We start from the raw sequence: 26,255 nt of genomic DNA, 5'->3' as shown, positions 1-26,255 counted from the left end.
GCCGTTTGGCCCCTTTTCTATAGTTTTTTAGAGTCTTTTGTCTGTTTTCTATACGAATAAACTAAAAAGGTGAGTTTTTTTAAAAAATGCACTTGTGTTCTTTAATGAACTCCCTATAATGCGCCTCCGTTGTCACGGGAAAGCAAGTGAAGCGGAACCTAAACAACTACGGTTAGTGAGTTAAAATTAACTCGCAGATAAATAACTTAAAAAAGTGTTTGACACGATAAGTTATCTAGCTAAAATAGCCGTCCACTTTGAAGAGAACTTCGAAGTGTGCTCTTTAAAAATATAGACCTATCAATCTGTGTGGGCACTCGTTGATGATAATCCAATTCGATACTTCGGTATCAAATTAGGTTTCAATGAAACGAAGTGACCATTGAATCGAAAGATTCAGCACAGTCAATTCAAACATTACTTCTGCTATTTATTAGCGAAAGGAATGTTCAGTATTCATTGAGCCGAACAAAATCTTAAATTGAAGAGTTTGATCATGGCTCAGATTGAACGCTGGCGGCAGGCCTAACACATGCAAGTCGAGCGGAAACGAGTTATCTGAACCTTCGGGGAACGATAACGGCGTCGAGCGGCGGACGGGTGAGTAATGCCTAGGAAATTGCCCTGATGTGGGGGATAACCATTGGAAACGATGGCTAATACCGCATGATGCCTACGGGCCAAAGAGGGGGACCTTCGGGCCTCTCGCGTCAGGATATGCCTAGGTGGGATTAGCTAGTTGGTGAGGTAAGGGCTCACCAAGGCGACGATCCCTAGCTGGTCTGAGAGGATGATCAGCCACACTGGAACTGAGACACGGTCCAGACTCCTACGGGAGGCAGCAGTGGGGAATATTGCACAATGGGCGCAAGCCTGATGCAGCCATGCCGCGTGTGTGAAGAAGGCCTTCGGGTTGTAAAGCACTTTCAGTCGTGAGGAAGGTGGTAGTGTTAATAGCACTATCATTTGACGTTAGCGACAGAAGAAGCACCGGCTAACTCCGTGCCAGCAGCCGCGGTAATACGGAGGGTGCGAGCGTTAATCGGAATTACTGGGCGTAAAGCGCATGCAGGTGGTTTGTTAAGTCAGATGTGAAAGCCCGGGGCTCAACCTCGGAATAGCATTTGAAACTGGCAGACTAGAGTACTGTAGAGGGGGGTAGAATTTCAGGTGTAGCGGTGAAATGCGTAGAGATCTGAAGGAATACCGGTGGCGAAGGCGGCCCCCTGGACAGATACTGACACTCAGATGCGAAAGCGTGGGGAGCAAACAGGATTAGATACCCTGGTAGTCCACGCCGTAAACGATGTCTACTTGGAGGTTGTGGCCTTGAGCCGTGGCTTTCGGAGCTAACGCGTTAAGTAGACCGCCTGGGGAGTACGGTCGCAAGATTAAAACTCAAATGAATTGACGGGGGCCCGCACAAGCGGTGGAGCATGTGGTTTAATTCGATGCAACGCGAAGAACCTTACCTACTCTTGACATCCAGAGAACTTTCCAGAGATGGATTGGTGCCTTCGGGAACTCTGAGACAGGTGCTGCATGGCTGTCGTCAGCTCGTGTTGTGAAATGTTGGGTTAAGTCCCGCAACGAGCGCAACCCTTATCCTTGTTTGCCAGCGAGTAATGTCGGGAACTCCAGGGAGACTGCCGGTGATAAACCGGAGGAAGGTGGGGACGACGTCAAGTCATCATGGCCCTTACGAGTAGGGCTACACACGTGCTACAATGGCGCATACAGAGGGCAGCCAACTTGCGAAAGTGAGCGAATCCCAAAAAGTGCGTCGTAGTCCGGATTGGAGTCTGCAACTCGACTCCATGAAGTCGGAATCGCTAGTAATCGTGGATCAGAATGCCACGGTGAATACGTTCCCGGGCCTTGTACACACCGCCCGTCACACCATGGGAGTGGGCTGCAAAAGAAGTAGGTAGTTTAACCTTCGGGGGGACGCTTACCACTTTGTGGTTCATGACTGGGGTGAAGTCGTAACAAGGTAGCGCTAGGGGAACCTGGCGCTGGATCACCTCCTTATACGATGATTATTACGATGAGTGTCCACACAGATTGATATGGTTTAGATTTCAGAGCAAAATTGGTTCTGCATAAAATGCTGAAGCAATTTATGTGGGGCTATAGCTCAGCTGGGAGAGCGCTTCGCTGGCAGCGAAGAGGTCATCGGTTCGATCCCGATTAGCTCCACCACATACTCAGTGTCCCGTTCGTCTAGAGGCCTAGGACACCGCCCTTTCACGGCGGTAACAGGGGTTCGACTCCCCTACGGGATACCATCTTTAAACATTCTCTCTTGAGAGTTTTTAAAAATGGTTACTTCATTAGAAGTGATTAGCTCTTTAACAATTTGGAAAGCTGACAAAACAATCTTTTAAGATTGTTTGTAAAGTTCTCAATGTTTGTCTTTAAGACAAACACCAAAAAACACATTCAAGTGTTCTTGGGAATATCACTTTTACAGTGATTATTCGAAATTGAGTCCGGCAAAATCGAATGTCTCTCGCTCATTCAAATAATGAGAGACAACTTTGGTGATTTGAACATCAACTCGAAACTCCTTCGGGTTGTATGGTTAAGTGACTAAGCGTACACGGTGGATGCCTTGGCAGTCAGAGGCGATGAAGGACGTATTAACTTGCGATAAGCCCAGATTAGGTAGTAAAAACCATTTGAGTCTGGGATTTCCGAATGGGGAAACCCAATACCATAAGGTATTACTGTTGAGTGAATACATAGCTCAACAGGGCGAACCGGGGGAACTGAAACATCTAAGTACCCCGAGGAAAAGAAATCAACCGAGATTCCGAAAGTAGCGGCGAGCGAAATTGGACTAGCCCTTAAGCTTTACACGCGTTAGACGAACAGCCTGGAAAGGCTGACGATACAGGGTGATAGTCCCGTAGTTGACGACGTGTGTTCAGTGAAATCGAGTAGGGCGGGACACGTGATATCCTGTCTGAATATGGGGGGACCATCCTCCAAGGCTAAATACTACTGACTGACCGATAGTGAACCAGTACCGTGAGGGAAAGGCGAAAAGAACCCCTGTGAGGGGAGTGAAATAGAACCTGAAACCGTGTACGTACAAGCAGTAGGAGCAGGCTTTATCCTGTGACTGCGTACCTTTTGTATAATGGGTCAGCGACTTATATTCAGTGGCAAGGTTAACCATCTAGGGGAGCCGTAGGGAAACCGAGTCTTAACTGGGCGTTCAGTCTCTGGATATAGACCCGAAACCAGGTGATCTAGCCATGGGCAGGTTGAAGGTTGAGTAACATCAACTGGAGGACCGAACCGACTAATGTTGAAAAATTAGCGGATGACTTGTGGCTAGGGGTGAAAGGCCAATCAAACCTGGAGATAGCTGGTTCTCCCCGAAAGCTATTTAGGTAGCGCCTCGGACGAATACTACTGGGGGTAGAGCACTGTTAAGGCTAGGGGGTCATCCCGACTTACCAACCCTTTGCAAACTCCGAATACCAGTAAGTACTATCCGGGAGACACACGGCGGGTGCTAACGTCCGTCGTGGAGAGGGAAACAACCCAGACCGCCAGCTAAGGTCCCAAATTACTACTAAGTGGGAAACGATGTGGGAAGGCTCAGACAGCCAGGATGTTGGCTTAGAAGCAGCCATCATTTAAAGAAAGCGTAATAGCTCACTGGTCGAGTCGGCCTGCGCGGAAGATGTAACGGGGCTAAGTAGTAAACCGAAGCTGCGGCAATATACTTTTGTATATTGGGTAGGGGAGCGTTCTGTAAGCGGTTGAAGGTGTGTGGTAACGCATGCTGGACGTATCAGAAGTGCGAATGCTGACATGAGTAACGATAAAGGGGGTGAAAAACCTCCTCGCCGGAAGACCAAGGGTTCCTGTCCAACGTTAATCGGGGCAGGGTAAGTCGACCCCTAAGGCGAGGCCGAAAGGCGTAGTCGATGGGAAACGGGTTAATATTCCCGTACTTCTTACAATTGCGATGGGGGGACGGAGAAGGCTAGGTGGGCCTGGCGACGGTTGTCCAGGTTCAAGTGCGTAGGCTTGAGAGTTAGGTAAATCCGGCTCTCTTTAAGGCTGAGACACGACGTCGAGCATCTACGGATGTGAAGTCATTGATGCCATGCTTCCAGGAAAAGCCTCTAAGCTTCAGATTGTAAGGAATCGTACCCCAAACCGACACAGGTGGTCGGGTAGAGAATACCAAGGCGCTTGAGAGAACTCGGGTGAAGGAACTAGGCAAAATGGTACCGTAACTTCGGGAGAAGGTACGCTCTCGACGGTGAAGTCCCTCGCGGATGGAGCTATTGAGAGTCGCAGATACCAGGTGGCTGCAACTGTTTATTAAAAACACAGCACTGTGCAAAATCGCAAGATGACGTATACGGTGTGACGCCTGCCCGGTGCCGGAAGGTTAATTGATGGGGTTAGACTTCGGTCGAAGCTCTTGATCGAAGCCCCGGTAAACGGCGGCCGTAACTATAACGGTCCTAAGGTAGCGAAATTCCTTGTCGGGTAAGTTCCGACCTGCACGAATGGCGTAATGATGGCCACGCTGTCTCCACCCGAGACTCAGTGAAATTGAAATCGCTGTGAAGATGCAGTGTACCCGCGGCTAGACGGAAAGACCCCGTGAACCTTTACTACAGCTTGGCACTGAACATTGACCCTACATGTGTAGGATAGGTGGGAGGCTTTGAAGCGCAGTCGCTAGATTGCGTGGAGCCGTCCTTGAAATACCACCCTTGTAGTGTTGATGTTCTAACGTCGACCCCTTATCGGGGTTGCGGACAGTGCCTGGTGGGTAGTTTGACTGGGGCGGTCTCCTCCCAAAGCGTAACGGAGGAGCACGAAGGTGGGCTAATCACGGTTGGACATCGTGAGGTTAGTGCAATGGCATAAGCCCGCTTGACTGCGAGAATGACAATTCGAGCAGGTGCGAAAGCAGGTCATAGTGATCCGGTGGTTCTGAATGGAAGGGCCATCGCTCAACGGATAAAAGGTACTCCGGGGATAACAGGCTGATACCGCCCAAGAGTTCATATCGACGGCGGTGTTTGGCACCTCGATGTCGGCTCATCACATCCTGGGGCTGAAGTCGGTCCCAAGGGTATGGCTGTTCGCCATTTAAAGTGGTACGCGAGCTGGGTTTAGAACGTCGTGAGACAGTTCGGTCCCTATCTGCCGTGGGCGTTGGAGAATTGAAAGGGGCTGCTCCTAGTACGAGAGGACCGGAGTGGACGAACCTCTGGTGTTCGGGTTGTGTCGCCAGACGCATTGCCCGGTAGCTAAGTTCGGGATCGATAACCGCTGAAAGCATCTAAGCGGGAAGCGAGCCTTGAGATGAGTTCTCCCTGATACTTTAAGTATCCTAAAGGGTTGTCGTAGACTACGACGTTGATAGGCAGGGTGTGTAAGCGTTGTGAGGCGTTGAGCTAACCTGTACTAATTGCCCGTGAGGCTTAACCATACAACACCCAAGGGGTTTTGATGGACTCAATGAAAGAACATTGAATGTGTAAGAACGAGAATTAAAAAACAGCTTTCCAGATTAAAGAATTTGCTTGGCGACCATAGCGTTTTGGACCCACCTGATTTCCATGCCGAACTCAGAAGTGAAACGAAATAGCGCCGATGGTAGTGTGGGGCTTCCCCATGTGAGAGTAGGACATCGCCAGGCTTTAGTTTTATTTTCACTTTTTCGAAAAGTGAAGACAAAAGCGGAGGCTTGCTTATTAAAGCGAGTGATACCACTGCGGAGTGGTAGTTCAGTTGGTTAGAATACCGGCCTGTCACGCCGGGGGTCGCGGGTTCGAGTCCCGTCCACTCCGCCACTTATTTGAGCGTCGTCTCAATAAACACGAATTACAGGGGTGTAGCTCCAATTGGCAGAGCAGCGGATTCCAAATCCGCGTGTTGGGAGTTCGAATCTCTCCACCCCTGCCATACTTTAAAGCCTCAGCAGTAATGCTGGGGCTTTTTTGCATCTGAAGAAAAGAGAAGCTGACTAGTTGGAAGAGTTGTCGATTCCTCTGATACCAAAGTATCGGGGGGATTGAAAGCTCATATCTCCGGGATATTGGTCCACTTCACCTATCCCCCCATATTCATAAGCTCTGGCTTAGGTCAGGGTCTCTTTTATTCCTAACGTATAGTTTCGATGTCAGGTGTATGTTTATCCAACGAATATGGCATACCTTTGCTTCAGATAGTTTTATTTTCTAGTAATGTAATTACTAAATGTTGATGTATCGCTTTGCTCTTTCTGTTTTACCTTCGAATTTCATAACACTTTTTCTTCGTTATCGAGCACATCTGATTCACAATCTATTGAAAGGTCAGTGGTTACATTGGCTTGGATGATTACTGACTTGGTTCCTGTTATCATCATGCATTAATGCTAATAATTAGGAAGTAAGTTTATGCCACATTTTCGATTCCGTGCTGTAGAGCCACAAGCTGTTCAGGCATTATCAAAACCTCTTACGGATGAACTTCAGCCTCTAATGGACTGTCCGCGTGAGGATTTTACTTTTGAGTATATCTACACTACGTTTTTCAATGAGGGTGAGGTGAGTGCTGCATATCCTTTTGTCGAAGTGCTTTGGTTCGACCGTGGCCAGGAAGTGCAAGATGAAGTTGCCAAGCTTATTACGCAACAAGTGCGCGGTATCGCTGGTGCCGATATTGATGTTGCGGTTATCTTTTCCGCCTTATCTCCTAAAGCTTATTACGATAATGGCGAACACTACTAAAGGTTAAAGGCTATGAGGCTGAGTTTCATTGTAACTTTGGGTTTATGTTTCTCAGCTTCAGTATGTTCTACTCCTTGGGAGTCTGCGGTTAATCCTACCCGAAACTCTTCCTCCTCTATTGGTAGTTATGCTAACGGTTGTTTAGATGGTGCATTACCCTTGCCTCTCGATGGCGTTGGTTATCAAGTCTTACGTAGTAAAACGAAGCGCTACTATGGGCACCCTAAAACGATAGAGTTTATTGAAAATCTGGCGCTTAAAGCTCATCAAAATCTCAACACCACTCTGCTAATTGGTGATTTGTCTTTACCTAGAGGTGGAAGGTTCTCCTCTGGTCATTCTAGTCATCAAACCGGGTTAGATATCGATATCTGGTTAAGACTTGCTGACCAACCGCTTTCTTATAACGAATTACAACTTCCTAAACCCATGAGTGTGGTGGATTTAAAAGGTTATTCCATACTTAATCATCGCTGGGAAGAACGGCACTTTAAGCTAATTCGGTACGCTTCAAAAAGTAAGGATGTTGCACGAATTTTTGTACATCCTGTTATTAAGGAGCAACTTTGCTTGCAAGAAAACGGCAAAGATCGTTCTTGGTTACGTAAAGTACGTCCATGGTGGGGGCATCATTACCACTTTCACGTCAGGTTATCTTGTCCTGATTCGAGCGACTATTGTGTTGATCAAGCACCACCTCCAGTAGGTGATGGTTGCGGTGCTGAGCTTGCAAGTTGGGCGCCAAAAGCAAAACCTACTGATACCCCTCAACGGGTAAAAACAACCTCTAAGCCCAAACGAAAAAAAGTCGTTCCACCTCAATGCTTGCCGCTTATCAATCCTAATTAGTGTTACTCTTCAGGTTTATCTGTACTTGGTGATCTCTTTTATGAAACTGGAGAAACATCATACTTTTGTCTACATTGAATAGTACCAATACAAAAACTAACCCAATCAGTTTTGGGGACATATTATAGAAATCTAAATTAAACAAAGAGTTGTAGTATGGGTAAGTTGTAACTTCTCTGTTTAGAAAAAGATCTTTCGTCACGATACTCTGGTTTCTTAGCAATATGTCTGTCAGTTGGCTAAAAAGCGATAACAACGCAGACAAGTGTGTAAGGCAGGGATATACCCTTTTCCTGTTAGAAGAGTAAATCAAGGACAAAACCATGACTATGATTTGTGCAAAAGAATTTGCAGAGTGGTTAAGACACAGATTTAGCAGTGATACTAAAGGAGTCTCTTTGACTCGAGAGGATGTGAATCACCTGACTGGGCGTCAACGCCTTGATCCGGGTTTTGTTAATGATGTGCATTATGAGCTGATGCAATATGGAATGGCTTTCGTTACTGATACGAGCCGAGAAAACTTTTATTTAATACCTGTTTCTCAAGCGGAAAATTGGCGTGAGAGACTAGAGTATCATTTTGAAAAAGAGCTGTTCTGCAATATTATCCCTATTGAAAAATCAGGTTGAGAAAAGGTTCAACTTTGATGTCAAAGTTGAACCTAATTGCTCTTATGCTAACCCTTGAATAATCACGAATTTTTCAAGCAACTGCTCTTCAGTTTCGACATGGTTCGGATCAGTGATTATGCATTTTGTAATTGGACACACTGACTGACAGGTCGGCTTTTCGTAATGCCCCTTACACTCTGTACATAGCGCTGGATCAATTTCGAAAATGCTCTCTCCCATACTGATTGCCCCATTGGGGCATTCGGGATCACACATGTCGCAGTTGATGCATTTGTCAGTAATGAGCAAGGCCATGATTACTTACCAGTCGGGTTACGGGTGTCCTGCCCTGAGTTCAAGTTACGCATCAATAGACCGTATTCTAAATCTAGATCTGCTGGTACTGGAATGAAGACGAAGTGACCATTCCCTTTGGCATCCTCAATAGACTCTGACTTACGGTTTTCCATCGCTTCTAGCGTGAAAACAACATTACCTTTTGGCGTCATTAGCTCAAGACTATCACCGACAAGGAATTTGTTTTTCACTTCTACTTCAGCCATATCGCCACGACGTTTACCAGTGAACTCACCGACAAACTGTTGAGCATCAGAAACTGAGTAGCCGTAATCGTAATTCTGGTAGGTGTCGTGAGTATGACGACGTAGGAAGCCTTCGGTATAGCCACGGTGAGCTAGGCTCTCTAGTGTGCCCATTAGGCTTTCATCAAATGGTCGGCCTGCTACAGCATCATCAATCGCTTTACGGTAAACCTGTGCAGTACGAGCACAGTAATAGAATGATTTAGTACGACCTTCGATTTTCAGCGAGTGCACACCCATCTTGGTTAGGCGCTCAACATGCTGTACCGCACGTAGGTCTTTAGAGTTCATGATGTAAGTACCATGCTCGTCTTCGTAAGCTGCCATTTTTTCTTCTGGACGGTGTGCTTCAGAAAGCAGAACGACTTCATCTGTTGGTTTACCGCGACCAATTGTGGTTTCAGGGCGCTCGTCTTGTACTTCGACAGGCTGTGCTTCAGTCGGGTCGAATTTCTCTACGATATCACCAGCGTCGTTTTCTTTACCCTCTTCAACTTTGTATTCCCAGCGGCATGCGTTAGTGCAAGTGCCTTGGTTAGGGTCACGTTTGTTGATATAGCCAGAAAGTAGGCAACGACCTGAGTAAGCCATGCATAATGCACCGTGAACGAATACTTCAAGCTCAGTTTCAGGGCAATGCTCACGAATTTCTTCGATTTCTTCTAGAGATAGCTCGCGAGAAACGATCACACGTTCCACGCCATTCGCTGCCCAGAACTTAACGGTCGCCCAGTTTACAGCGTTCGCTTGTACAGAAAGGTGAATTGGCATTTCTGGGAAAGCTTCACGAACCATCATAATTAGGCCTGGATCTGACATGATCAATGCGTCAGGACCCATCTCTACGATTGGCTTAAGATCACGGATGAACGTTTTTAGCTTCGAGTTGTGTGGTTGAATGTTACATACCACATAAAGCTTTTTGCCTAGGGCGTGGGCTTCATCGATACCGATTTTTAGGTTCTCGTGGTTAAACTCGTTGTTACGTACGCGAAGGCTGTAGCGAGGTTGGCCAGCGTAAACTGCATCTGCCCCGTAGGCGAATGCGTAACGCATGTTTTTCAGGCTGCCCGCTGGAGATAGTAGCTCAGGCACGAATGCTTTCTCAGTTGTCATTGCTCAATTCTCTTTTATCTGATCACAAGTCAGGCCAATTCCACCTAATGGAAATGGGGCGCAAATTTTACGTCAAAATGTGAACTGTGACTAGGGTAATTGTGCTTCAGATAGAAAAACGCCCTCAAAAAAAGTGAGGGCGTTATGGTTAACCTTTATACAATATTATGCGTTAGGATTCGGTAAGCCGCCTAGCGCATCGTATAGGTTGGGAAGGAAAGCACTGAACTCTCCACACATTAGAGAGAAGTCTGCATCAAATCGAGCTGCTTGATCTTCACGTGGAATATCATCGTTTTGATCTTTCAATTCATCAGAGAATTTTAGACGTTTGATGCCTGCATCTTCCGTCATAATGAACTCAATACGATCTTGCCAATTAAGCGCAAGTTTCGTCACGACTTTATCCGCAGCGATGTGGTTGCGGATTTCATCAGTGGTGAGCTCTTGCTTCTTACAGCGAATCACACCACCTTCTTCAAGTACGGATTTTAGCTCAGCTTCGTCCATCATGCTGATACCTTGAGGTGTGTCACCGCTTTTCACCCACTCGGTTAGCGTAGTTTCAATCGCCACTTCTGGAATAGCAGGAATAACAGGTAAACTACCCATGGTTTTACGAAGCAATGCTAATACATCTTCTGCTTTTTTGTAGCTGCTTGCATCAACAAGGATATAACCTTCTTTTGGCATGATAAGCACGTGAGTGTGGCTGCTGCGGCTGAATGCGCGCGGCAGTAAATCCATTACGATGTCATCTTTCAGGTTGTCTTTCTCTTTCTTCTTCAGAGGACGACCTTCTTGCGCTTCCATTGCTTCTACTTTTGCATTCAATGATTCTTTGATCACAGAGGCAGGTAGCATTTTCTCTTCTTTCTTGGCGCAAATCAGAATGCGGTTTTCTGACACGTGAGTCATCATATCGCCATGTCTACCCATTGCACTGACCCAGCCAAATTTCTGTTTGTCTTGACTGCCACACGGGGTGAATCGGAATTCAGACAGCTGAGTTTCTAGTTGTTCGGCGTTAAAAGTAACCTCGCGGTTAACGCGGTATACCAGACAGTTTTTAAACCACATAAATCTTCTCTAGGCTTGATGACAAGGGACTAATCATAGGGAATTTTTGTGCTGATGTCTTAATAGAAATGAAAAATATCCGAATGAACCTCAAAAGAAAGTTATATGAAAATTTGTTTTCAAAGGTCACAAAAGTGTCATAATTGGTAGTGATAATGCTTATGCATAGAGAGGCGCTTTGTCTCTTAAATTCATTAGCTCAACGAACATAAGGTTACTCAATTATGTCTAGAAGGATTCTGGTTGTTGAAGACGAAGCTCCTATTCGCGAAATGCTGTGCTTCGTACTTGAGCAGAAAGGTTACCAAGCGGTAGAAGCGGAAGATTACGATACTGCAGTAACCAAACTGGCTGAACCCTTCCCTGATTTAGTTTTACTGGATTGGATGTTACCAGGCGGTAGTGGCATTAACTTCATCAAACATATGAAGCGAGAGGAATTAACGCGCAACATTCCAGTTGTGATGCTTACCGCTCGTGGTGAAGAAGAAGATAAAGTGCGCGGTTTAGAAGTCGGTGCGGATGACTACATTACTAAGCCATTCTCTCCTAAAGAGTTGGTTGCACGCTTAAAAGCGGTGATTCGTCGCGTTACTCCGACTGCACTAGAAGATGTAATTGATGTACAGGGATTGAAGCTTGACCCTGTATCGCACCGTGTTACGGCTAATGATGCGCCATTAGACATGGGCCCAACAGAATTTAAGATGCTTCATTTTTTCATGACGCATCAAGAACGCGTATACAGCCGTGAGCAGCTATTAAACAATGTTTGGGGCACCAACGTGTATGTCGAAGACCGTACAGTCGATGTCCATATTCGCCGTCTGCGTAAAGCGTTGGAAGCTGCAGGGCATGATAAGCTGATCCAAACTGTTCGTGGTGCTGGATACCGCTTCTCGACGAAGGCATAAATTAACACGCAGCTTATCGGTACCATTTCTGGAGTTATGAGTGGTTGAAAGATTAACGTGGAAAAAGCTGGCCTGGGAGCTGGCTTTTTTTTACACCCCATGGGTGATAGTAGGTTGGATATTCGGTTATATGCCGTGGTTGCTTTTGGCTGCTACGGCATTGCAGCTTGTGTGGCATTTGCATAACCAAGTACGTTTATCTTCTTGGTTATGGGATGAAAAACGCCTCACGCCACCGTCTGGTAGCGGTAACTGGGAATCTTTGTTCAATGGGTTGTATCGCTTACAACAGCGCCAACGCCGCAAACGAAAAGAGCTTACTAATCTTATTCGTCGATTCAGAAATGGTGCAGAATCACTACCCGATGCGGTAGTGGTATTCCGTGCTGAAGGCAATATTGTTTGGTGCAACAAGCTGGCTCAGCACTTACTGGGCTTCCATTGGCCAGAAGATTCAGGTCAACCTATCTCCAATCTCATTCGTACACCTGATTTTATCAAGTACCTCAACAAGAAAGACTTCTCAGAGCCATTAGAAATGCGTTCACCACTCAACGTCGAACGCATGCTAGAACTACGTATCGTACCGTATACCGAGGGTGAGCACTTGATGGTAGTGCGTGATGTGAGCCAATTAAAACAACTTGAGGGAATGCGTCGCAACTTTTTTGCCAACGTATCTCATGAACTGCGTACACCAATGACGGTGCTACAAGGTTATTTGGAGATGACTGAAGACCCTGATATGGTCGTGGGTCCAATGTGGAGCAAAGCTCATGGTGTCATGACGGAGCAGCTTAACCGCATGAACAGTTTGGTGAACCAACTACTGACACTATCTAAAATTGAAGCGGCACCTATGCATGAGCTTGAGGAAGTCGTGAATGTGCCCGCGATGCTTGAAGTGTTAGAAAAAGAGGCGGTTAGCCTTAGTGGGGACAACCAACATAAATTGAAATTTGATGTTGATGCAAGCCTACGCGTGTTGGGCGATGATGACCAGTTACGTAGTGCTATCTCTAACCTCGTTTATAACGCCGTCAAATACACACCACCTGGTGCGAACATTAATGTTCGTTGGTTCCAGACCTCTCAAGGCGCATGCTTAGAGGTGGAAGATAGCGGTGATGGTATTGAACCTCAGCACCTACACCGACTTACCGAGCGTTTTTATCGAGTAGATAAAGCAAGATCACGTGATACTGGAGGAAGTGGTTTAGGGCTAGCCATTGTAAAACACGCGCTGAGTCACCATGACTCTCATTTAGAAATTCACAGTGAAGTAGGCGTGGGCAGTAAGTTTTCTTTCGTATTGCCTGAGCGTTTGGTGGTGAAATAATGGCGTTACGATTGGCAAAAACATTCAGTTTATTCGCGCTTGTTTGTTCCTGTATGGCTGGCGCTCAAGATAAACCATTGCCGAGTTATCATAAAACGACGGGGATTGTCGGGAACTTGCTCTCTGTTGGCTCCGATACACTTGCGGGTATGACAACGCTTTGGGTTGAAGAGTTTAAATCCATTTACCCGAATATTAATGCGCAAGTCCAAGCATCTGGCTCTTCTACTGCCCCTCCAGCATTGACCGAACAAACAGCCCAGTTTGGTCCCATGAGTCGCCCTATGCGTTTAAGAGAGGTTGAAGCGTTTGAACGTGAACATGGCTACAAGCCAACGGCGCTCAGGGTAGCCATCGATGCAATCGGTATTTTTGTTCATCAAGATAATCCAATTCAAGGGCTTAACTTTAGTCAGTTAGATGCTTTGTTTTCTGCCACGCTACGCTGTGGTGAAAGTCAATTTGTCACAAACTGGCAGCAACTCGGTCTTGAATCACAGTGGGCAAAGCGAAACGTCCAGTTGTTTGGTCGTAACTCCGTTTCTGGAACTTATGGTTACTTCAAAAGCAATGCCTTGTGTGGCGGCGATTTCAAGACTCGAGTTAACGAGCAGCCAGGCTCCGCGTCAGTTGTGCAAGCTGTAGCGTCAACCATCAGTGGAATTGGTTATTCCGGTGTCGGTTATCGAGTGGCAGGCGTGCGCTTAGTCCCTGTGGCTAAAATGGGAAATGACTACGTGACTCCAACGCGAGAACATATTGTTAGTGGTAAGTACCCACTATCACGTTACTTATATGTTTACGTGAATAAGCACCCTGATTACCCATTAACACCAATTGAAGCTGAGTTTATTCGCTTTATCTTTTCTGCTCAGGGACAAGCGTTGGTTGAGAAAGATGGTTATGTGCCCATTACGGCAGACTTTGCAGAAGAAGAGTTAAAAAAAGTCGGCCTGTAAGCCGACTTTTTATTTAGGTATGGACAGTACGAGATCAGAAAGTGAGTGTCCACTTCGCGCTGTCCCAACGTTCTTGTTCTTCCTGTAAATCCGCGTGAAGTAATTTATTGTTTTCTAGCCATGCTTCATCTGTGCATGTGAGAATCCATTCGTCATTTTTGATAGATAAGGTGATATCAGGCAATGGATCTTCATTACGCTGCCCATTTAATACGATAGAAAGCCGTAATATTTTGATGAGGCTTATAACGTCACTCTGTTTATAGAGGTTGAAATCTGGTAGTTCTTGCAATTTGAGCGCTTTACGCTGGAAGCGAGCTAATGTTGCGAGCACTAATTGCTGCTCACGGTTGAAGCCTTGTAGGGTGGAGTGCAACAGAATATAAAAAGAGTGGCGATGGAAACTACGCAAGTTGATACTTAATCCGACTTCATGAAGCAACGCTGCCCACTCTAGTAAGTCAAATAACTCACTCTTTTTCTTAATGCCTAGTTCAGAGCGTACCTGACATAACATCTCACGTGCATGCCCCTTCACACGAGCGGCATGCTCTAAGTCGACCCGGTGCTTGTTGGCTAAATTTTCTGTGGTGCGCATACGAATATCGGAGCGCGCAAAACGCTCTTCCATTTCGTACAACAGGCCTTCGCGTAGAGCACCATCGGAGAAAAACATTTGCTCAATGCGAAGCGCTTTGAAAATCGCGGACAAAATCGCTACGCCTGCTGCGAATACGGGTTTACGTTCTTCTGTTAGACCCGCCAGTTCAATATCTTCAATGGAATCAAATTTACACAGAGTTTCGATAAGTGTATCCAGTCGACTCGCTGTGATCAGGCCATCTTCAAAACCTAATCCTACTAGCACTTCTTGAATCGCTTTGATGGTTCCTGATGAGCCGAGAGCAATATCCCAGCCCTTTTTACGATATGTTGAAGCGATGGACTCGAGTTTTTGTTCGGCCGCTAACATCGCCTTGCTGAAGTTTTTTCCTGACAGTTTGCCGTTTTTAAAGTATTGCTCTGTAAAACTGACGCATCCCATCTGTTTACTGTTGAGAAGCTCAGGCTCAAATTCTTGTCCAATAATCATCTCGGTACTGCCGCCTCCGATATCGATGACTAGTTTGGAGTTGGATTCTACTTGAGTGTGCGCGACGCCTAAGTAAATCAGGCGGGCTTCTTCTTCTCCAGGGATAATTTCTATCGGGAAAGGCATCACTTCTTTCGCACGCTCAATGAAAAGGTGGGCATTTTTAGCGCGTCTTAGTGTGTGTGTGGCGGCGATACGTACATTTGACTCATCAAGCCCTTGCAGCCTCTCAGCGAACATGGCTAAGCATTCTAGCGCACGCTCCATTGCGGCGTGACTTAAGTTCAATTCACTGTCGAGTCCTGATGCTAAGCGAACACGTTGTTTATGACGACTAACCAGTTGTAGGTCACTGCCGACAACTTTGGCCACCACCATATGGAAACTGTTTGAGCCGAGGTCTATCGCGGCAATGTAGCGAGTATCTTGTTCAAGTATTTGAGGCATCTGAATTTTGTTTTCTAGTTTGCTTTTCTATATTTTTAAGATAGTCATAGATAGCGATTTGAGAGCGAACTTTTTTGCGATTACCTCGTGGTACGTAAGCGTTACTCATTTCTTTATCTATTAAACGAGCCTTTACTGTATCGGTAAAATGGATATTCGTTATATCAATAATTCTCTGTTTCAAACGTGGATCACGGACTGGTACTGCTACCTCGATACGGTGATCAATATTTCTTGTCATCCAGTCTGCGGAGGAGATATAAACTTGCGGATCGCCATCATTGTGGGTGATCACCACGCGAGGGTGCTCAAGAAAGCGGTCAACAATACTGATGATGCGAATATTGTCGCTGATCCCCTCAATGCCCGGTACTAATGAGCACATACCTCGAATGATCATGTTTATTTTTACACCGGAAGTACTTGCTCCATAAAGCTTATTGACGATGCCTTTATCGACTAGGTTATTGACCTTGATCGTAAGAGCGGCTTTTTTCCCTAGCTTGGCATTCGCAATTTCATTATCAATTAAGCGGTAGATTTGGGTTCGAGAATTACGAGGAGATACCATAAGGTGATTGAACTTCACTGGTCGGTATGGATTCTCAATGTAACCGAAGACATTACGGACTTCATTAGTGATTTCTTGATCTGCCGTAAGCAGGGAGAAGTCGGTATAAATTCGTGCCGTCTTCTCATGGAAGTTGCCTGTGCCGATGTGTGCGTAGCGAATAATTTCTTCACCTTCGCGGCGGCTAATCATCAGTAGCTTTGAGTGAATCTTAAGACCAGGCGCACCAAAGATGACGTGCACACCCGCTTCGGTTAATACTTTTGACCATTCGATATTGGCTTCTTCATCAAAGCGAGCTTGCAGTTCGACGACCACAGTGACATTTTTGCCGTTGTGCACTGCATCAATTAAAGAGTTCATCAAGCGAGAATCTTTCGCGACGCGATAAATGTTAATCTTGATACTAAGTACTTTGGGATCGAAGGAGGCTTGGCGCACTAACTCACTAATGTGGTCAAAAGTGTGGTAGGGATAATAGAGCAGAATATCTTTCGCTTTAATCGCGTCAAAGCTGTTGGCATAACCTTCGAAATCGGCACATTTCATTGGCGGGAGAGGTTTATTTTCAAGATACTCTCGTCCAACATTTGGAAAGCCGATGAAGTCTTTAAAGTTGTGATAGCGTCCGCCGGGGATAAGGTTATCGTAGTTAGAGATATTAAGTTTGTTACACAGAAACTCTAACATTTGAGGCGGCATATCGCGTTCGTAGACGAAGCGAACGGGCTTTGCTGTCAGTCGCTGATTGACACCCTCTGACATTTGTTCAAGCAAGCTGTACTCGATTTCATTGCGTAAATCGTATTCAGCGTCACGCGTCATTTTCATCGCATAGCCGCTAAGCTCATCATAATCAAAAAAGCCTTTGAACAGCTCGTCCAAACAGTGGCGGATAATATTATCAAGTAAGATGATGGTTTTTCGACGCTTTCCTTTCTGTTCTGGTACCATCACAAAGCGGGGAAGGTGATCGGTCGGAATTTCGATCAGAGCGTACTGGTAATGTTCTTCTTTACGCAGTTCTACGGCGATGTAAGCGTACTCGTCTTTGAGAAATTGCAGAACATCGATCTCGTCTTTCATTAGGAGGGGAGTGATATGCGGCATTACCTCTCTACGGAAGTATTTCGCGATCCACTTTTGTTGCGATTCATCCAGTTGTTGCTCGTTGACCAAGAAAATGCGACGTCGCGCCATTTCTCGAATCAACTCGCTGTAAAGCTCATCAAATTGTTCGTTAAGCTTTAGTGCTTTCGACTGCATTTTGGTTAACAGTCGTTTAGGGCTATCACTGCCACCGCGCTCTTGGCTGATTAGGATTCTGCGCTTCACGTCCGCAAAGCGTACTTTGTAAAATTCATCTAAATTGTTGGAAAAGATCCCAAGAAAGCGAATACGTTCGATCAAAGGGACGGTTTTATCGGCAGCTTCTTGTAATACTCGTTCGTTGAAAGACAACCAACTCAGTTCTTTTTCTATATATAGTTTTTCTGCGCTCATAACCTTACCTAGCCAAAAGTGAAGTATTACGTACTCATCTTGGAAAAATGGATGAGTGAGAACATTATGAGATTTTCATTACAGATTTATTTCATACCACGCATTGCATAAGAGTTGTATTCTTTTCAGGTGTTTAATGTGATCTGTAATATAATTGTCATCTTAACGACATATTCTAGTACTAAGTCAAAAAAGGTAGAGATTTAAATGGCACAAGCCGAGTTTTCATTGCAGGAAAAAGATAAGAAACGACTGATAAAAGATCGTTTAGTTCGACTTGCAGTGACATCCGGTGGTGTCGGCGTACTCGCGGCGCTTATTTTGATCTTTGTCTACCTCGCCATGGTGATCATTCCGCTTTTTTCTGATGCGGAGATCAAAACCAACCAAGCCATTCGAGCTACTCATATTGAAACACCACTTGCGATTTCAGTGGATGATTACGCTCAGCTCGCGTTCGTTCTAACCCAAAGTGGTGAGATTCAATATTTGTCGATGGACGATCCTACGAAACCTGCGGTGTATACACAGCAAATCGCCCAGAAACCCGTCGCTTTCTCTCAATCTGCTCCTGGGCTAGGTTGGTATGGATTTGTTGATGGGCAGGGTAAAGCGAACCTTTTCAAGCCAGAATTTAATGCTACATTGAGAGAAAATACACGTCCTCCGGAAGTGATTGAGCTAGACACCAGCATGGATCTGACACTAAGTACGCCTCAAGATCCTGTGACTCAGTTTGTATTTGCAGCTTCGACGCCCTTACCAACGGTTGTTTGGCAGACGCAAAGTGGTGAAGTGAAAGCTCGCTGGCAAGTGGCTTCGTCTTTGGGTACGTCTCCTACAACGATCGATTTTACGTTCTCTTCAGGCTTTAATACGCCTCAGCAAATGTTGTTGACACCTGACGGTGAAACGCTTTATTTGCGCGATGGCTCTGAGTTGATCGTGTTAAAGAAAACCGCACGTAAATTTGCTGTGCGAGAGGTGGTCGATCTCACTCAAGGTGATAAGAAGCATTCCGTTCGTACGATAGACTTATTGGCTGGTGCTTACTCGCTTTTGGTGACGCACAACGATGGTCGGGTGTCGCAATGGTTTGATACGCTGCAAGAAGAAAAACGCACGTTAACGCATATTCGTGATTTTAAATTGGCATCAGAGCTTAAGTATTTGTTGCCGGATTCTCATCGAAAAGGATTTTATAGCTTTTACACCAACGGCACGTTGCAAAGCCATTATACAACCAGTGAAAAACTGGTGTTGTTTAAGCGTGCGTACAATCAAGCGCCCGCAATCGCAGCAATGTCTAACAATGAGCGCTACTTAATCACTTGGCAAAATAATGCGTTAAATGTTGCTGAAGTGGACAATGCCTATCCGGAAATTTCATTGTCCTCATTATGGCAAGAAGTGTGGTACGAAGGGTATCCTGAGCCTGAATTTGTGTGGCAATCGACTTCGGCGAGCGATAACTTTGAGGCTAAGTTCAGCCTAGTACCTATTGCATTTGGGACGATAAAAGCGGCGATGTTTGCGATGCTGTTTTCAGTACCGCTCGCAGTGCTAGGTGCTATTTATACGGCTTACTTTATGTCGCCACGCATGCGTCGTGTAGTAAAACCGTCGATTGAGCTAATGGAAGCACTGCCGACGGTGATCATAGGTTTCCTCGCGGGATTGTGGTTCGCGCCTATTGTCGAAGACCATTTGATTACGATCGTCGTTATGCTGTTTGTTTTGCCCTTGAGCACCATGATTATGGGCGGGCTATGGGCATTAATACCGCAACCTTTGCGGAATCGTCTGCCTAATGGTTGGCATGCTTTAGTGCTCATGCCTGTCATATTGGTACTGATTGGGCTTGGAGTGTGGATTTCGCCTACGATTGAGCAGACGTTCTTTGGTGGCGATATGCGCTTATTCTTAACCGAGCATGGTATTGGTTACGATCAACGCAATGCATTGGTGGTGGGGTTAGCGATGGGGTTTGCTGTTATCCCGACGATTTTTACCATTGCCGAAGATGCCATTTTCTCTGTACCGAAGCATTTATCGGATGGCTCTTTGGCATTAGGGGCCACGCCTTGGCAAACTTTAATCTATGTTGTCTTGCTTACTGCAAGCCCAGGTATTTTTTCTGCCATTATGATGGGCCTGGGACGCGCTGTTGGCGAAACCATGATTGTGTTAATGGCAACGGGCAATACGCCATTAATGGATTGGAATATTTTGGAAGGATTGCGCAGCCTGTCGGCGACCATCGCTGTTGAGTTGCCAGAGTCGGAAGTTGGAAGTTCGCATTATCGCCTGCTGTTCCTGGCTGCATTGATTTTATTTGTGTTTACGTTTGCAGTAAACGCGCTTGCGGAGTGGGTTCGTCAGAGACTGAGAGATAAGTACCGTGCGTTGTAATAATGGTTTGAATAAAGAGCGAGTAATAACGTGTTAAATTGGATTCGTTCTGGCGCACCGTGGATATGGCTGACAGGTGGTGCAGTCAGCATCAGTTTGTTGTCGGTATTAGGGTTGTTACTCCTTATCGGCTGGAAAGGCCTGACTTACTTTTGGCCAGCGCCCTTGTATCAGTGGAATGTTGCAGCGCTGACACCTGTACAAGGCGAAGTGCTACATGAAAATACTATTCTGATTGGTCAAGTGTATGAGCGCAGCTTTGTACCGAAGAGTTATTTGCCTGAAAGCGCAGCACAACAGTTAGAAGACGATGAAGATTTTGCCACTCGACTCAGTATCAAAATCGCTAACCGAGAGTTGTATCCCGCCGATTTTATCTCCGTATTGCAAATGCAGTTGGATGAGCCCACGACGCCAAAAGAGTGGGCGGTGATAGAGCGCAGTAGCGGTGGTTATTTCTTTGGTAAGCTGGTGGCGTTTCAAGATGGCGATAATATATACACCAGTGATATTCAATCGATACTAAATAAAAAGCTTGATGATGCAGAAACTCTGCGCCATGAGATTGATTCTTTGGTGGTCGATCAGCTTAAAGAGCTTGGTTGGAAGCTAGAGCAGTTGCGATTAGAAAAGCGCAAGCATGAATTGAATGACACGCTGACAGAAAGCTTCTTAAAGGAAAATCAGACGAAAAAAGAGCAGATAGAAAAAGCGCTTGCGACGTTAGATTTGCAACTTGATGGTTTACGACTTCAGCTATCTGACTATGCCTTGATTGCCGAGGATATGACGGGGTCACAAGTATCGATTCCGCTCGAAGACATTTTGGACTACTGGTATCCAAACCAAATGTCACTGCCTGATAAAGTCATGCATTGGGGAAAACAGGTTTGGAAGTTTTTATCTGAAGATCCAAGAGAGTCTAACTCCGAAGGAGGCGTGTTCCCTGCGATATTTGGTACGGTTTTCTTAGTACTCATCATGTCGATCATTGTGATGCCACTCGGGGTGATCGCCGCTATCTATCTACATGAATACGCTAAGAATAACGCTCTAACCAGAGTTATTCGTATTGCGGTTATAAACCTAGCGGGTGTTCCATCGATTGTTTATGGCGTGTTTGGTTTAGGTTTCTTCGTTTATACGATTGGTGCCTCTATCGACAACGTATTCTATGCGGAGAAGCTACCGGCACCAACCTTTGGTACGCCGGGTTTGTTATGGTCAGCACTAACTCTTGCCGTGCTGACGCTTCCAGTTGTGATTGTGACGACAGAAGAAGGTTTAACTCGAATTCCGAGCTCCGTACGACATGGCTCTCTAGCACTTGGTGCAACTCAGTTCGAAACGCTATGGCGCGTGGTTTTGCCTATGGCGACGCCAGCTATTATCACAGGTTTGATCCTTGCGATTGCGCGTGCAGCTGGCGAAGTAGCGCCACTGATGCTGGTGGGGGTCGTGAAATTGGCATCCAGTTTACCGGTTGACGGACAATTCCCTTATGTGCATTTGGATAGAAAGTTCATGCATTTAGGTTTTCACATTTACGATGTTGGCTTTCAAACCTCCAACATCGAAGCGGCGCGACCATTAGTTTATGCCACCTCTTTCTTACTCGTGACAGTGATTGTCGGGCTAAACTTAACAGCAATCAGTATTCGCAATAATTTACGAGAAAAATACAGAACGTTAGGGCAAGATTAAGTATGTTTAATTTTGATAGTACATTAGGTTATGAGCCACCATTGGATGTTCATAATTTAACGGATGAACAAACAGCCATCTCAATCGAGAACCTTAATCTGTTCTATGGTCAAACTCAGGCGCTGCATGATATTTCGATGCGAATTCCCAAAGGGCGAGTCACCGCTTTTATCGGTCCTTCAGGGTGTGGAAAGTCGACGTTATTACGTTGCATCAATCGCATGAACGACTTAGTGGAAGGGTGTCGAGTCACAGGTAAAGTGCGTCTCCATGGCAAGAATGTTTATCATCCTAATGTCGATGTTGCGACACTTCGACGCCGAGTGGGGATGGTGTTTCAAAGACCCAATCCATTTCCTAAGTCTATTTATGAAAACGTAGTTTATGGCTTACGCTTACAAGGTGTAAAAAACAGCCGCAGTTTAGATGACGCAGTGGAGCGATCCTTGCGCTCGGCGGCGTTGTGGGATGAGGTAAAAGACCGCTTGCATGAGAACGCATTTGGCTTATCTGGGGGGCAGCAACAGCGCTTGGTCATTGCGCGCGCGGTGGCGATTGAGCCGGAAGTCCTGTTATTGGACGAGCCAACATCAGCGTTGGATCCAATCTCAACTTTAACTATTGAAGAGCTTATCAATGAGCTGAAGACTCAATATACTGTCGTTATCGTTACCCATAACATGCAACAAGCGGCGCGAGTGAGTGATCATACTGCATTCATTCATATGGGTAAGTTAATTGAATACTCTGACGCGGACTCGATCTTCACCTCGCCAATGAAGAAGCAGACCGAAGATTACATTACGGGTCGCTACGGTTAAGTCGCGACTCTATACGGAATAAGGAACATCATGCACTTTGGACGTCATATTTCAGGACAATTTAACGTAGAGCTAGAATCGATTCGTACTCATGTATTAACCATGGGGGGCTTGGTAGAACAGCAGCTTTCGTATGCTATTCAAGCCTTGCATAAAGAAGACATCGAACTGGCGCGTAAGGTTGTGCGTGACGATCATAAAGTGAATGCGATGGAAGTCTCGATCGATGACGCTTGTACACGCATTATTGCTAAGCGTCAGCCAACGGCAAAAGACTTGCGCTTAATTATGGCTATCATCAAAACGATCACTGATTTAGAACGCATCGGTGATGTGGCGACACGCATTGCTTACGTTGCCATCGAAAGCCCATCATCAAAAGAACGACAATTCCAAGTGTCGTTAGAGCCTCTCTGCCGTCAGGCAATTAATATGCTGCATCAGGTTTTAGATGCGTTTGCCCGCATGGATGTAGAAGCGGCAGCAGAGGTGCATAAACAAGATGACAAACTAGACGCCGAGTATGAAGCGGTGATTCGTCAGTTGATGACTTACATGATGGAAGATCCAAAAAATATCCCTAACATTCTGCAAGTGATGTGGTCGGCACGCGCGATTGAACGTGTGGGGGACCGCTGCCAGAACATCTGTGAATACATTATTTACTTCGTGAAAGGGAAAGATGTACGCCATCTAGGTGATCAAAGTATTGATGACGTACTGAAGTAACTGACTTCAATAAATAGACCAGCTTTTAGGCTGGTCTATTTATTAGAGAGAAGGAAAGCACGTCAATATTTATCAGGAACGAAGGTCTGATCATCAATGGGCGCTCTGACGTAACCTTCTTTATTGAGTTCAGGTAATTCGATGGGTGAGTACTCAAGTGCTTTGTAATCAATCTGGCTTAGTAAATGACTGATACAGTTCAAGCGCGCTTTCTTTTTGTCATCAGAAGGGACGACCCACCAAGGGCAGTTTTTCGTGTCTGTATAGGCAAACATATTATCTTTTGCTTCCGAATACTCCGCCCAGCGATGACGTGACTCTAAATCCATTGGGCTGAATTTCCAACGTTTGATTGGCGTATTAATTCGACCTAGGAAACGTTTTTCCTGCTCTTCGTCTGAAACCGAAAACCAATACTTAATAAGAATAATCCCAGAGCGTTGCAACATTCTTTCGAATTCAGGACAAGAGCGTAAAAACTCTTCGTATTCGTCTGGAGTACAGAACCCCATGACTTTTTCGACACCTGCTCGGTTATACCAACTTCGGTCAAATAAAACGATTTCACCAGCAGATGGTAAATGAGCGACGTAACGTTGGAAGTACCATTGCGTTTTTTCTTTTTCTGTCGGTGCAGGCAGAGCTACTACGCGACAAACACGCGGGTTTAGCTTTTCTGTAATTCGCTTTATCACTCCGCCTTTGCCCGCAGCATCACGGCCTTCAAACAGAACCACCACTTTTAACCCTTTGTGTTTGACCCACTCTTGAAGTTTTACGAGCTCAACTTGAAGGTTTTTGAGCTCCTTTTCGTATTCCTTTTTCTTCAATTTAGACATACACCTTTCCTCACTCCTTGATAAACAATATGTTAGCACTCAAAAGCTATGCGCGTGAGGTTACGGTCGTCTATTTGAGAGCTGCTACGACATCGGTAATGGCTTGTGTACTTGTGATGGGGATTAAAAAATCATCGACATCGGATGCGCCCATTTTGCTTTGTTCAGCAACAAAGGTCATTTGGCTAGGGCGTGTGGTTTTGCCTGACAGATGGATTTCAGGAACTTGAGTGTCTTCTACTAACGCACGTGCGTTACTCGCATTAACGCCAGCCCCCGCCATGATTGCTATGCGTCCTTGGGCTTGCTTAACCAAAGCTCTAAGCACATCGATCCCTTGTGGTGCTGAAGGCGCAAGACCGGAGGTTAAAATACGTTCACAACCTAAGCTGATCACTTCTTCCAAAGCTTTTTCAGCGTCACGACACTGGTCAAAGGCACGATGGAAGGTCACGCCTAAGCCAAGCGCTTGAGCAAATTCACACAGCGTAGCCGCGTAAGGCATATGAATATCACCGTCTTGAGTGAGCACGCCGAACACGACACCGCTCAAGCCTGATTGGTGAGCTGCTTCAATATCCCAACGCATCATTTCGATCTCTTCTTCATTGTAGAAGAAGTCACCTTGGCGTGGGCGGATCATGGCATAAACTGGAACACTCGAAAGCTTAGCCGCTTGCTGCATAAAGCCATAACTGGGTGTTAGTCCGCCTAAAGCCAAAGAGGAGCAAAGTTCAATCCGAGTGGCGCCGCCAGCAATGGCGTAGTGCAGAGATTCAATATTATCAATACAGACTTCTAGGTGAGTAACCACGTTCATTCATCCTGCTAACGTTACAAATAGGTGTTGTGGCTAAGATATTAACAGGGCAAGTAAGCAGAATCTGTATGGAGGGGATGATAAATAGAGGTAAAGTTTACGCTAAAGCGTTACCTCATTTTGGCGGTTTATCTGAAGGAAAAAGAAAGCCCAGAGCTGAGGCTCTGGGCTTTGATAGGACTTTACTTAGACTGATTGGCGTTTGCGGTTTTCCGCATTAGCTTATTGCTTTATATACATCCAACCATCACACCCGTTGAGCTAGGGTGAAGGTCTATTATTTTTTGCCTAGGTCAGCTGCGTGCTCAGATAGGAACGCTGCAACACCTTTTGGAGATGCGTCCATACCTGCTTTACCTTCTTCCCATTGTGCAGGACATACTTCGCCGTGCTTCTGGTGGAAGTTAAGAGCGTCAACCATGCGTAGCATTTCGTCGATGTTACGGCCTAGTGGTAGGTCGTTAACTACTTGGTGACGTACAACGCCTTCTTCGTCGATTAGGAAAGAACCACGGAAAGCAACGCCTGCTTCTGGGTGCTCAACGTCGTAAGCTTTACAGATTTCGTGCTTAACGTCAGCAACTAGTGGGTACTTAACTTGACCGATACCGCCATCTTCGATAGCAGTGTTACGCCATGCGTTGTGAGAGAACTGAGAATCGATAGAAACACCGATTACTTCAACACCTTTAGCTTGGAAGTCAGCTAGACGGTTGTCGAATGCGATTAGCTCAGATGGGCAAACGAAAGTGAAATCTAGTGGGTAGAAGAATACTACTGCTTTCTTACCTTTAGTGAACTCTGCAAAGTTGAAGTTTTCAACGATTTCACCGTTACCTAGAACAGCTGCTGCAGTAAAATCAGGGGCTTGACGACCTACTAGTACCATTTTTTTGCTCCTAAAAAGTATGGTTAGCTCCAAACCGAATTCAGTTGTGTCGGTTTGGTTCGTGTTTGTACGAGACAAACTATAGTACAGATTGTAGTATTGAAAAAAGCGAAATAAATAGATTGAGTTAATCGAAAAAAACGATAATAACAAAACTCTTAACTCGATCACTGGAACGGCGGTAGATACAAATACA

The 26,255-nt window shown here is 45.7% G+C and carries 18 protein-coding genes, 4 tRNA genes and 3 rRNA genes; 17 read left to right on the top strand and 8 right to left on the bottom strand.

Annotation, left to right across the window (positions count from 1 at the left end):
* The first annotated feature begins 478 nt into the window (after positions 1 to 478).
* The 10 genes from J4N40_RS13675 (at position 479) to J4N40_RS13630 (ending at position 8,239) form a co-directional block, all read left to right on the top strand.
* A 16S ribosomal RNA gene (locus J4N40_RS13675) occupies positions 479 to 2,031 on the top strand.
* A 95-nt stretch (positions 2,032 to 2,126) separates the two neighbouring features.
* A tRNA-Ala gene (locus J4N40_RS13670) sits at positions 2,127 to 2,202 on the top strand.
* A 10-nt stretch (positions 2,203 to 2,212) separates the two neighbouring features.
* A tRNA-Glu gene (locus J4N40_RS13665) sits at positions 2,213 to 2,288 on the top strand.
* 294 nt (positions 2,289 to 2,582) lie between these two features.
* Positions 2,583 to 5,473: ribosomal RNA gene (locus tag J4N40_RS13660) — 23S ribosomal RNA — on the top strand.
* Positions 5,474 to 5,566: 93 nt separating this feature from the next.
* Positions 5,567 to 5,683: ribosomal RNA gene (rrf, locus tag J4N40_RS13655) — 5S ribosomal RNA — on the top strand.
* Together the 16S, 23S and 5S rRNA genes with 4 tRNA genes alongside form the textbook arrangement of a ribosomal RNA operon.
* Positions 5,684 to 5,760: 77 nt before the next feature.
* Positions 5,761 to 5,837, top strand: a tRNA-Asp gene (locus J4N40_RS13650).
* A 35-nt stretch (positions 5,838 to 5,872) separates the two neighbouring features.
* Positions 5,873 to 5,949, top strand: a tRNA-Trp gene (locus tag J4N40_RS13645).
* A gap of 476 nt (positions 5,950 to 6,425) precedes the next feature.
* Positions 6,426 to 6,758: a DUF1904 domain-containing protein gene (locus tag J4N40_RS13640; RefSeq protein WP_005381768.1), complete on the top strand. Its 333-nt coding sequence runs from the start codon at positions 6,426 to 6,428 to the stop codon at positions 6,756 to 6,758.
* Between the two features lie 12 nt (positions 6,759 to 6,770).
* Positions 6,771 to 7,607 carry a penicillin-insensitive murein endopeptidase gene (mepA, locus tag J4N40_RS13635; protein WP_005381766.1) on the top strand — a complete coding sequence of 279 codons (837 nt, stop codon included), beginning with the start codon at positions 6,771 to 6,773 and terminating at the stop codon, positions 7,605 to 7,607.
* A 323-nt stretch (positions 7,608 to 7,930) separates the two neighbouring features.
* Complete coding sequence (locus J4N40_RS13630) at positions 7,931 to 8,239, top strand: hypothetical protein (RefSeq protein ID WP_005381765.1); 309 nt, start codon at positions 7,931 to 7,933, stop codon at positions 8,237 to 8,239.
* Between the two features lie 42 nt (positions 8,240 to 8,281).
* Here the strand turns inward: J4N40_RS13630 and J4N40_RS13625 are convergent, their stop codons facing one another.
* The 3 genes from J4N40_RS13625 to rdgC form a co-directional block, all read right to left on the bottom strand.
* Positions 8,282 to 8,536, bottom strand: coding sequence for a YfhL family 4Fe-4S dicluster ferredoxin (locus tag J4N40_RS13625; protein WP_005381763.1), 255 nt, complete (start codon positions 8,534 to 8,536; stop codon positions 8,282 to 8,284).
* Positions 8,537 to 8,538: 2 nt separating this feature from the next.
* Positions 8,539 to 9,939, bottom strand: coding sequence for a prephenate-dependent tRNA uridine(34) hydroxylase TrhP (gene trhP, locus J4N40_RS13620; RefSeq protein WP_025768851.1), 1,401 nt, complete (start codon positions 9,937 to 9,939; stop codon positions 8,539 to 8,541).
* A 165-nt stretch (positions 9,940 to 10,104) separates the two neighbouring features.
* Entirely contained in the window at positions 10,105 to 11,019 is a 915-nt protein-coding gene (gene rdgC, locus J4N40_RS13615) for a recombination-associated protein RdgC (RefSeq protein ID WP_017821958.1), read from the bottom strand.
* Between the two features lie 224 nt (positions 11,020 to 11,243).
* On the opposite strand from rdgC, the gene phoB reads away from it, so the two are divergent.
* The 3 genes from phoB to J4N40_RS13600 are packed head-to-tail and all read left to right on the top strand — an operon-like array spanning position 11,244 to position 14,231.
* Positions 11,244 to 11,933: a phosphate regulon transcriptional regulator PhoB gene (gene phoB, locus J4N40_RS13610; RefSeq protein ID WP_005381752.1), complete on the top strand. Its 690-nt coding sequence runs from the start codon at positions 11,244 to 11,246 to the stop codon at positions 11,931 to 11,933.
* A 40-nt stretch (positions 11,934 to 11,973) separates the two neighbouring features.
* Positions 11,974 to 13,272, top strand: coding sequence for a phosphate regulon sensor histidine kinase PhoR (gene phoR, locus J4N40_RS13605; protein ID WP_005383667.1), 1,299 nt, complete (start codon positions 11,974 to 11,976; stop codon positions 13,270 to 13,272).
* Positions 13,272 to 14,231, top strand: coding sequence for a PstS family phosphate ABC transporter substrate-binding protein (locus tag J4N40_RS13600; protein ID WP_017821959.1), 960 nt, complete (start codon positions 13,272 to 13,274; stop codon positions 14,229 to 14,231). Before phoR ends, J4N40_RS13600 begins: the two co-directional genes overlap by 1 nt.
* Before the next feature lie 34 nt (positions 14,232 to 14,265).
* On the opposite strand, the gene ppx is transcribed toward J4N40_RS13600, so the two are convergent.
* Together ppx and ppk1 are read right to left on the bottom strand one after the other, a co-directional pair.
* Positions 14,266 to 15,771 (bottom strand): exopolyphosphatase, encoded by a 1,506-nt coding sequence (gene ppx, locus J4N40_RS13595; protein WP_033905789.1) that lies wholly within the window; start codon positions 15,769 to 15,771, stop codon positions 14,266 to 14,268.
* Positions 15,755 to 17,845 (bottom strand): polyphosphate kinase 1, encoded by a 2,091-nt coding sequence (ppk1, locus tag J4N40_RS13590; RefSeq protein ID WP_005381748.1) that lies wholly within the window; start codon positions 17,843 to 17,845, stop codon positions 15,755 to 15,757. Before ppk1 ends, ppx begins: the two co-directional genes overlap by 17 nt.
* Positions 17,846 to 18,052: 207 nt before the next feature.
* Between ppk1 and J4N40_RS13585 the strand changes: the two genes are divergently transcribed.
* Genes J4N40_RS13585 through phoU form a run of 4 tightly spaced genes read left to right on the top strand, consistent with a single transcriptional unit; the run spans position 18,053 to position 23,511 of the window.
* Positions 18,053 to 20,257 (top strand): ABC transporter permease subunit, encoded by a 2,205-nt coding sequence (locus tag J4N40_RS13585; protein WP_005381747.1) that lies wholly within the window; start codon positions 18,053 to 18,055, stop codon positions 20,255 to 20,257.
* Positions 20,258 to 20,287: 30 nt separating this feature from the next.
* Positions 20,288 to 21,961, top strand: a complete 1,674-nt coding sequence (gene pstA / locus J4N40_RS13580; protein WP_085569935.1) for a phosphate ABC transporter permease PstA — start codon at positions 20,288 to 20,290, stop codon at positions 21,959 to 21,961.
* 2 nt (positions 21,962 to 21,963) lie between these two features.
* A complete protein-coding gene (gene pstB / locus J4N40_RS13575; RefSeq protein ID WP_005381745.1) occupies positions 21,964 to 22,782 on the top strand; it encodes a phosphate ABC transporter ATP-binding protein PstB in 819 nt (272 codons plus the stop codon).
* Positions 22,783 to 22,812: 30 nt separating this feature from the next.
* Positions 22,813 to 23,511 carry a phosphate signaling complex protein PhoU gene (phoU, locus tag J4N40_RS13570; RefSeq protein WP_005381744.1) on the top strand — a complete coding sequence of 233 codons (699 nt, stop codon included), beginning with the start codon at positions 22,813 to 22,815 and terminating at the stop codon, positions 23,509 to 23,511.
* A gap of 62 nt (positions 23,512 to 23,573) precedes the next feature.
* On the opposite strand, the gene ppk2 is transcribed toward phoU, so the two are convergent.
* From ppk2 to J4N40_RS13555, 3 genes are all read right to left on the bottom strand, one after another.
* Positions 23,574 to 24,350 (bottom strand): polyphosphate kinase 2, encoded by a 777-nt coding sequence (gene ppk2, locus J4N40_RS13565; protein ID WP_053306543.1) that lies wholly within the window; start codon positions 24,348 to 24,350, stop codon positions 23,574 to 23,576.
* Positions 24,351 to 24,420: 70 nt separating this feature from the next.
* Positions 24,421 to 25,164 (bottom strand): copper homeostasis protein CutC, encoded by a 744-nt coding sequence (locus J4N40_RS13560; protein WP_115386388.1) that lies wholly within the window; start codon positions 25,162 to 25,164, stop codon positions 24,421 to 24,423.
* A 283-nt stretch (positions 25,165 to 25,447) separates the two neighbouring features.
* Complete coding sequence (locus tag J4N40_RS13555) at positions 25,448 to 26,059, bottom strand: peroxiredoxin C (protein WP_005381738.1); 612 nt, start codon at positions 26,057 to 26,059, stop codon at positions 25,448 to 25,450.
* Positions 26,060 to 26,255: the final 196 nt, after the last annotated feature.

It is taken from the genome of Vibrio sp. SCSIO 43097 (assembly GCF_023650755.1).
Lineage (GTDB): Bacteria > Pseudomonadota > Gammaproteobacteria > Enterobacterales > Vibrionaceae > Vibrio > Vibrio alginolyticus.
The sequence above is the reverse complement of the archived record's forward strand: the minus strand, read 5'-3'. Positions and strand labels throughout refer to the sequence as shown.

Excerpts from the sequence above, each read along its gene's own strand:
- J4N40_RS13640 (WP_005381768.1), top strand. The coding sequence starts at position 6,426 with ATGCCACATTTTCGATTCCGTGCTGTAGAGCCACAAGCTGTTCAGGCA.
- mepA (WP_005381766.1), top strand. The coding sequence starts at position 6,771 with ATGAGGCTGAGTTTCATTGTAACTTTGGGTTTATGTTTCTCAGCTTCA.
- J4N40_RS13630 (WP_005381765.1), top strand. The coding sequence starts at position 7,931 with ATGACTATGATTTGTGCAAAAGAATTTGCAGAGTGGTTAAGACACAGA.
- J4N40_RS13625 (WP_005381763.1), bottom strand. The coding sequence starts at position 8,536 with ATGGCCTTGCTCATTACTGACAAATGCATCAACTGCGACATGTGTGAT.
- trhP (WP_025768851.1), bottom strand. The coding sequence starts at position 9,939 with ATGACAACTGAGAAAGCATTCGTGCCTGAGCTACTATCTCCAGCGGGC.
- rdgC (WP_017821958.1), bottom strand. The coding sequence starts at position 11,019 with ATGTGGTTTAAAAACTGTCTGGTATACCGCGTTAACCGCGAGGTTACT.
- phoB (WP_005381752.1), top strand. The coding sequence starts at position 11,244 with ATGTCTAGAAGGATTCTGGTTGTTGAAGACGAAGCTCCTATTCGCGAA.
- J4N40_RS13600 (WP_017821959.1), top strand. The coding sequence starts at position 13,272 with ATGGCGTTACGATTGGCAAAAACATTCAGTTTATTCGCGCTTGTTTGT.
- ppx (WP_033905789.1), bottom strand. The coding sequence starts at position 15,771 with ATGCCTCAAATACTTGAACAAGATACTCGCTACATTGCCGCGATAGAC.
- ppk1 (WP_005381748.1), bottom strand. The coding sequence starts at position 17,845 with ATGAGCGCAGAAAAACTATATATAGAAAAAGAACTGAGTTGGTTGTCT.
- J4N40_RS13585 (WP_005381747.1), top strand. The coding sequence starts at position 18,053 with ATGGCACAAGCCGAGTTTTCATTGCAGGAAAAAGATAAGAAACGACTG.
- pstB (WP_005381745.1), top strand. The coding sequence starts at position 21,964 with ATGTTTAATTTTGATAGTACATTAGGTTATGAGCCACCATTGGATGTT.
- phoU (WP_005381744.1), top strand. The coding sequence starts at position 22,813 with ATGCACTTTGGACGTCATATTTCAGGACAATTTAACGTAGAGCTAGAA.
- ppk2 (WP_053306543.1), bottom strand. The coding sequence starts at position 24,350 with ATGTCTAAATTGAAGAAAAAGGAATACGAAAAGGAGCTCAAAAACCTT.
- J4N40_RS13555 (WP_005381738.1), bottom strand. The coding sequence starts at position 26,059 with ATGGTACTAGTAGGTCGTCAAGCCCCTGATTTTACTGCAGCAGCTGTT.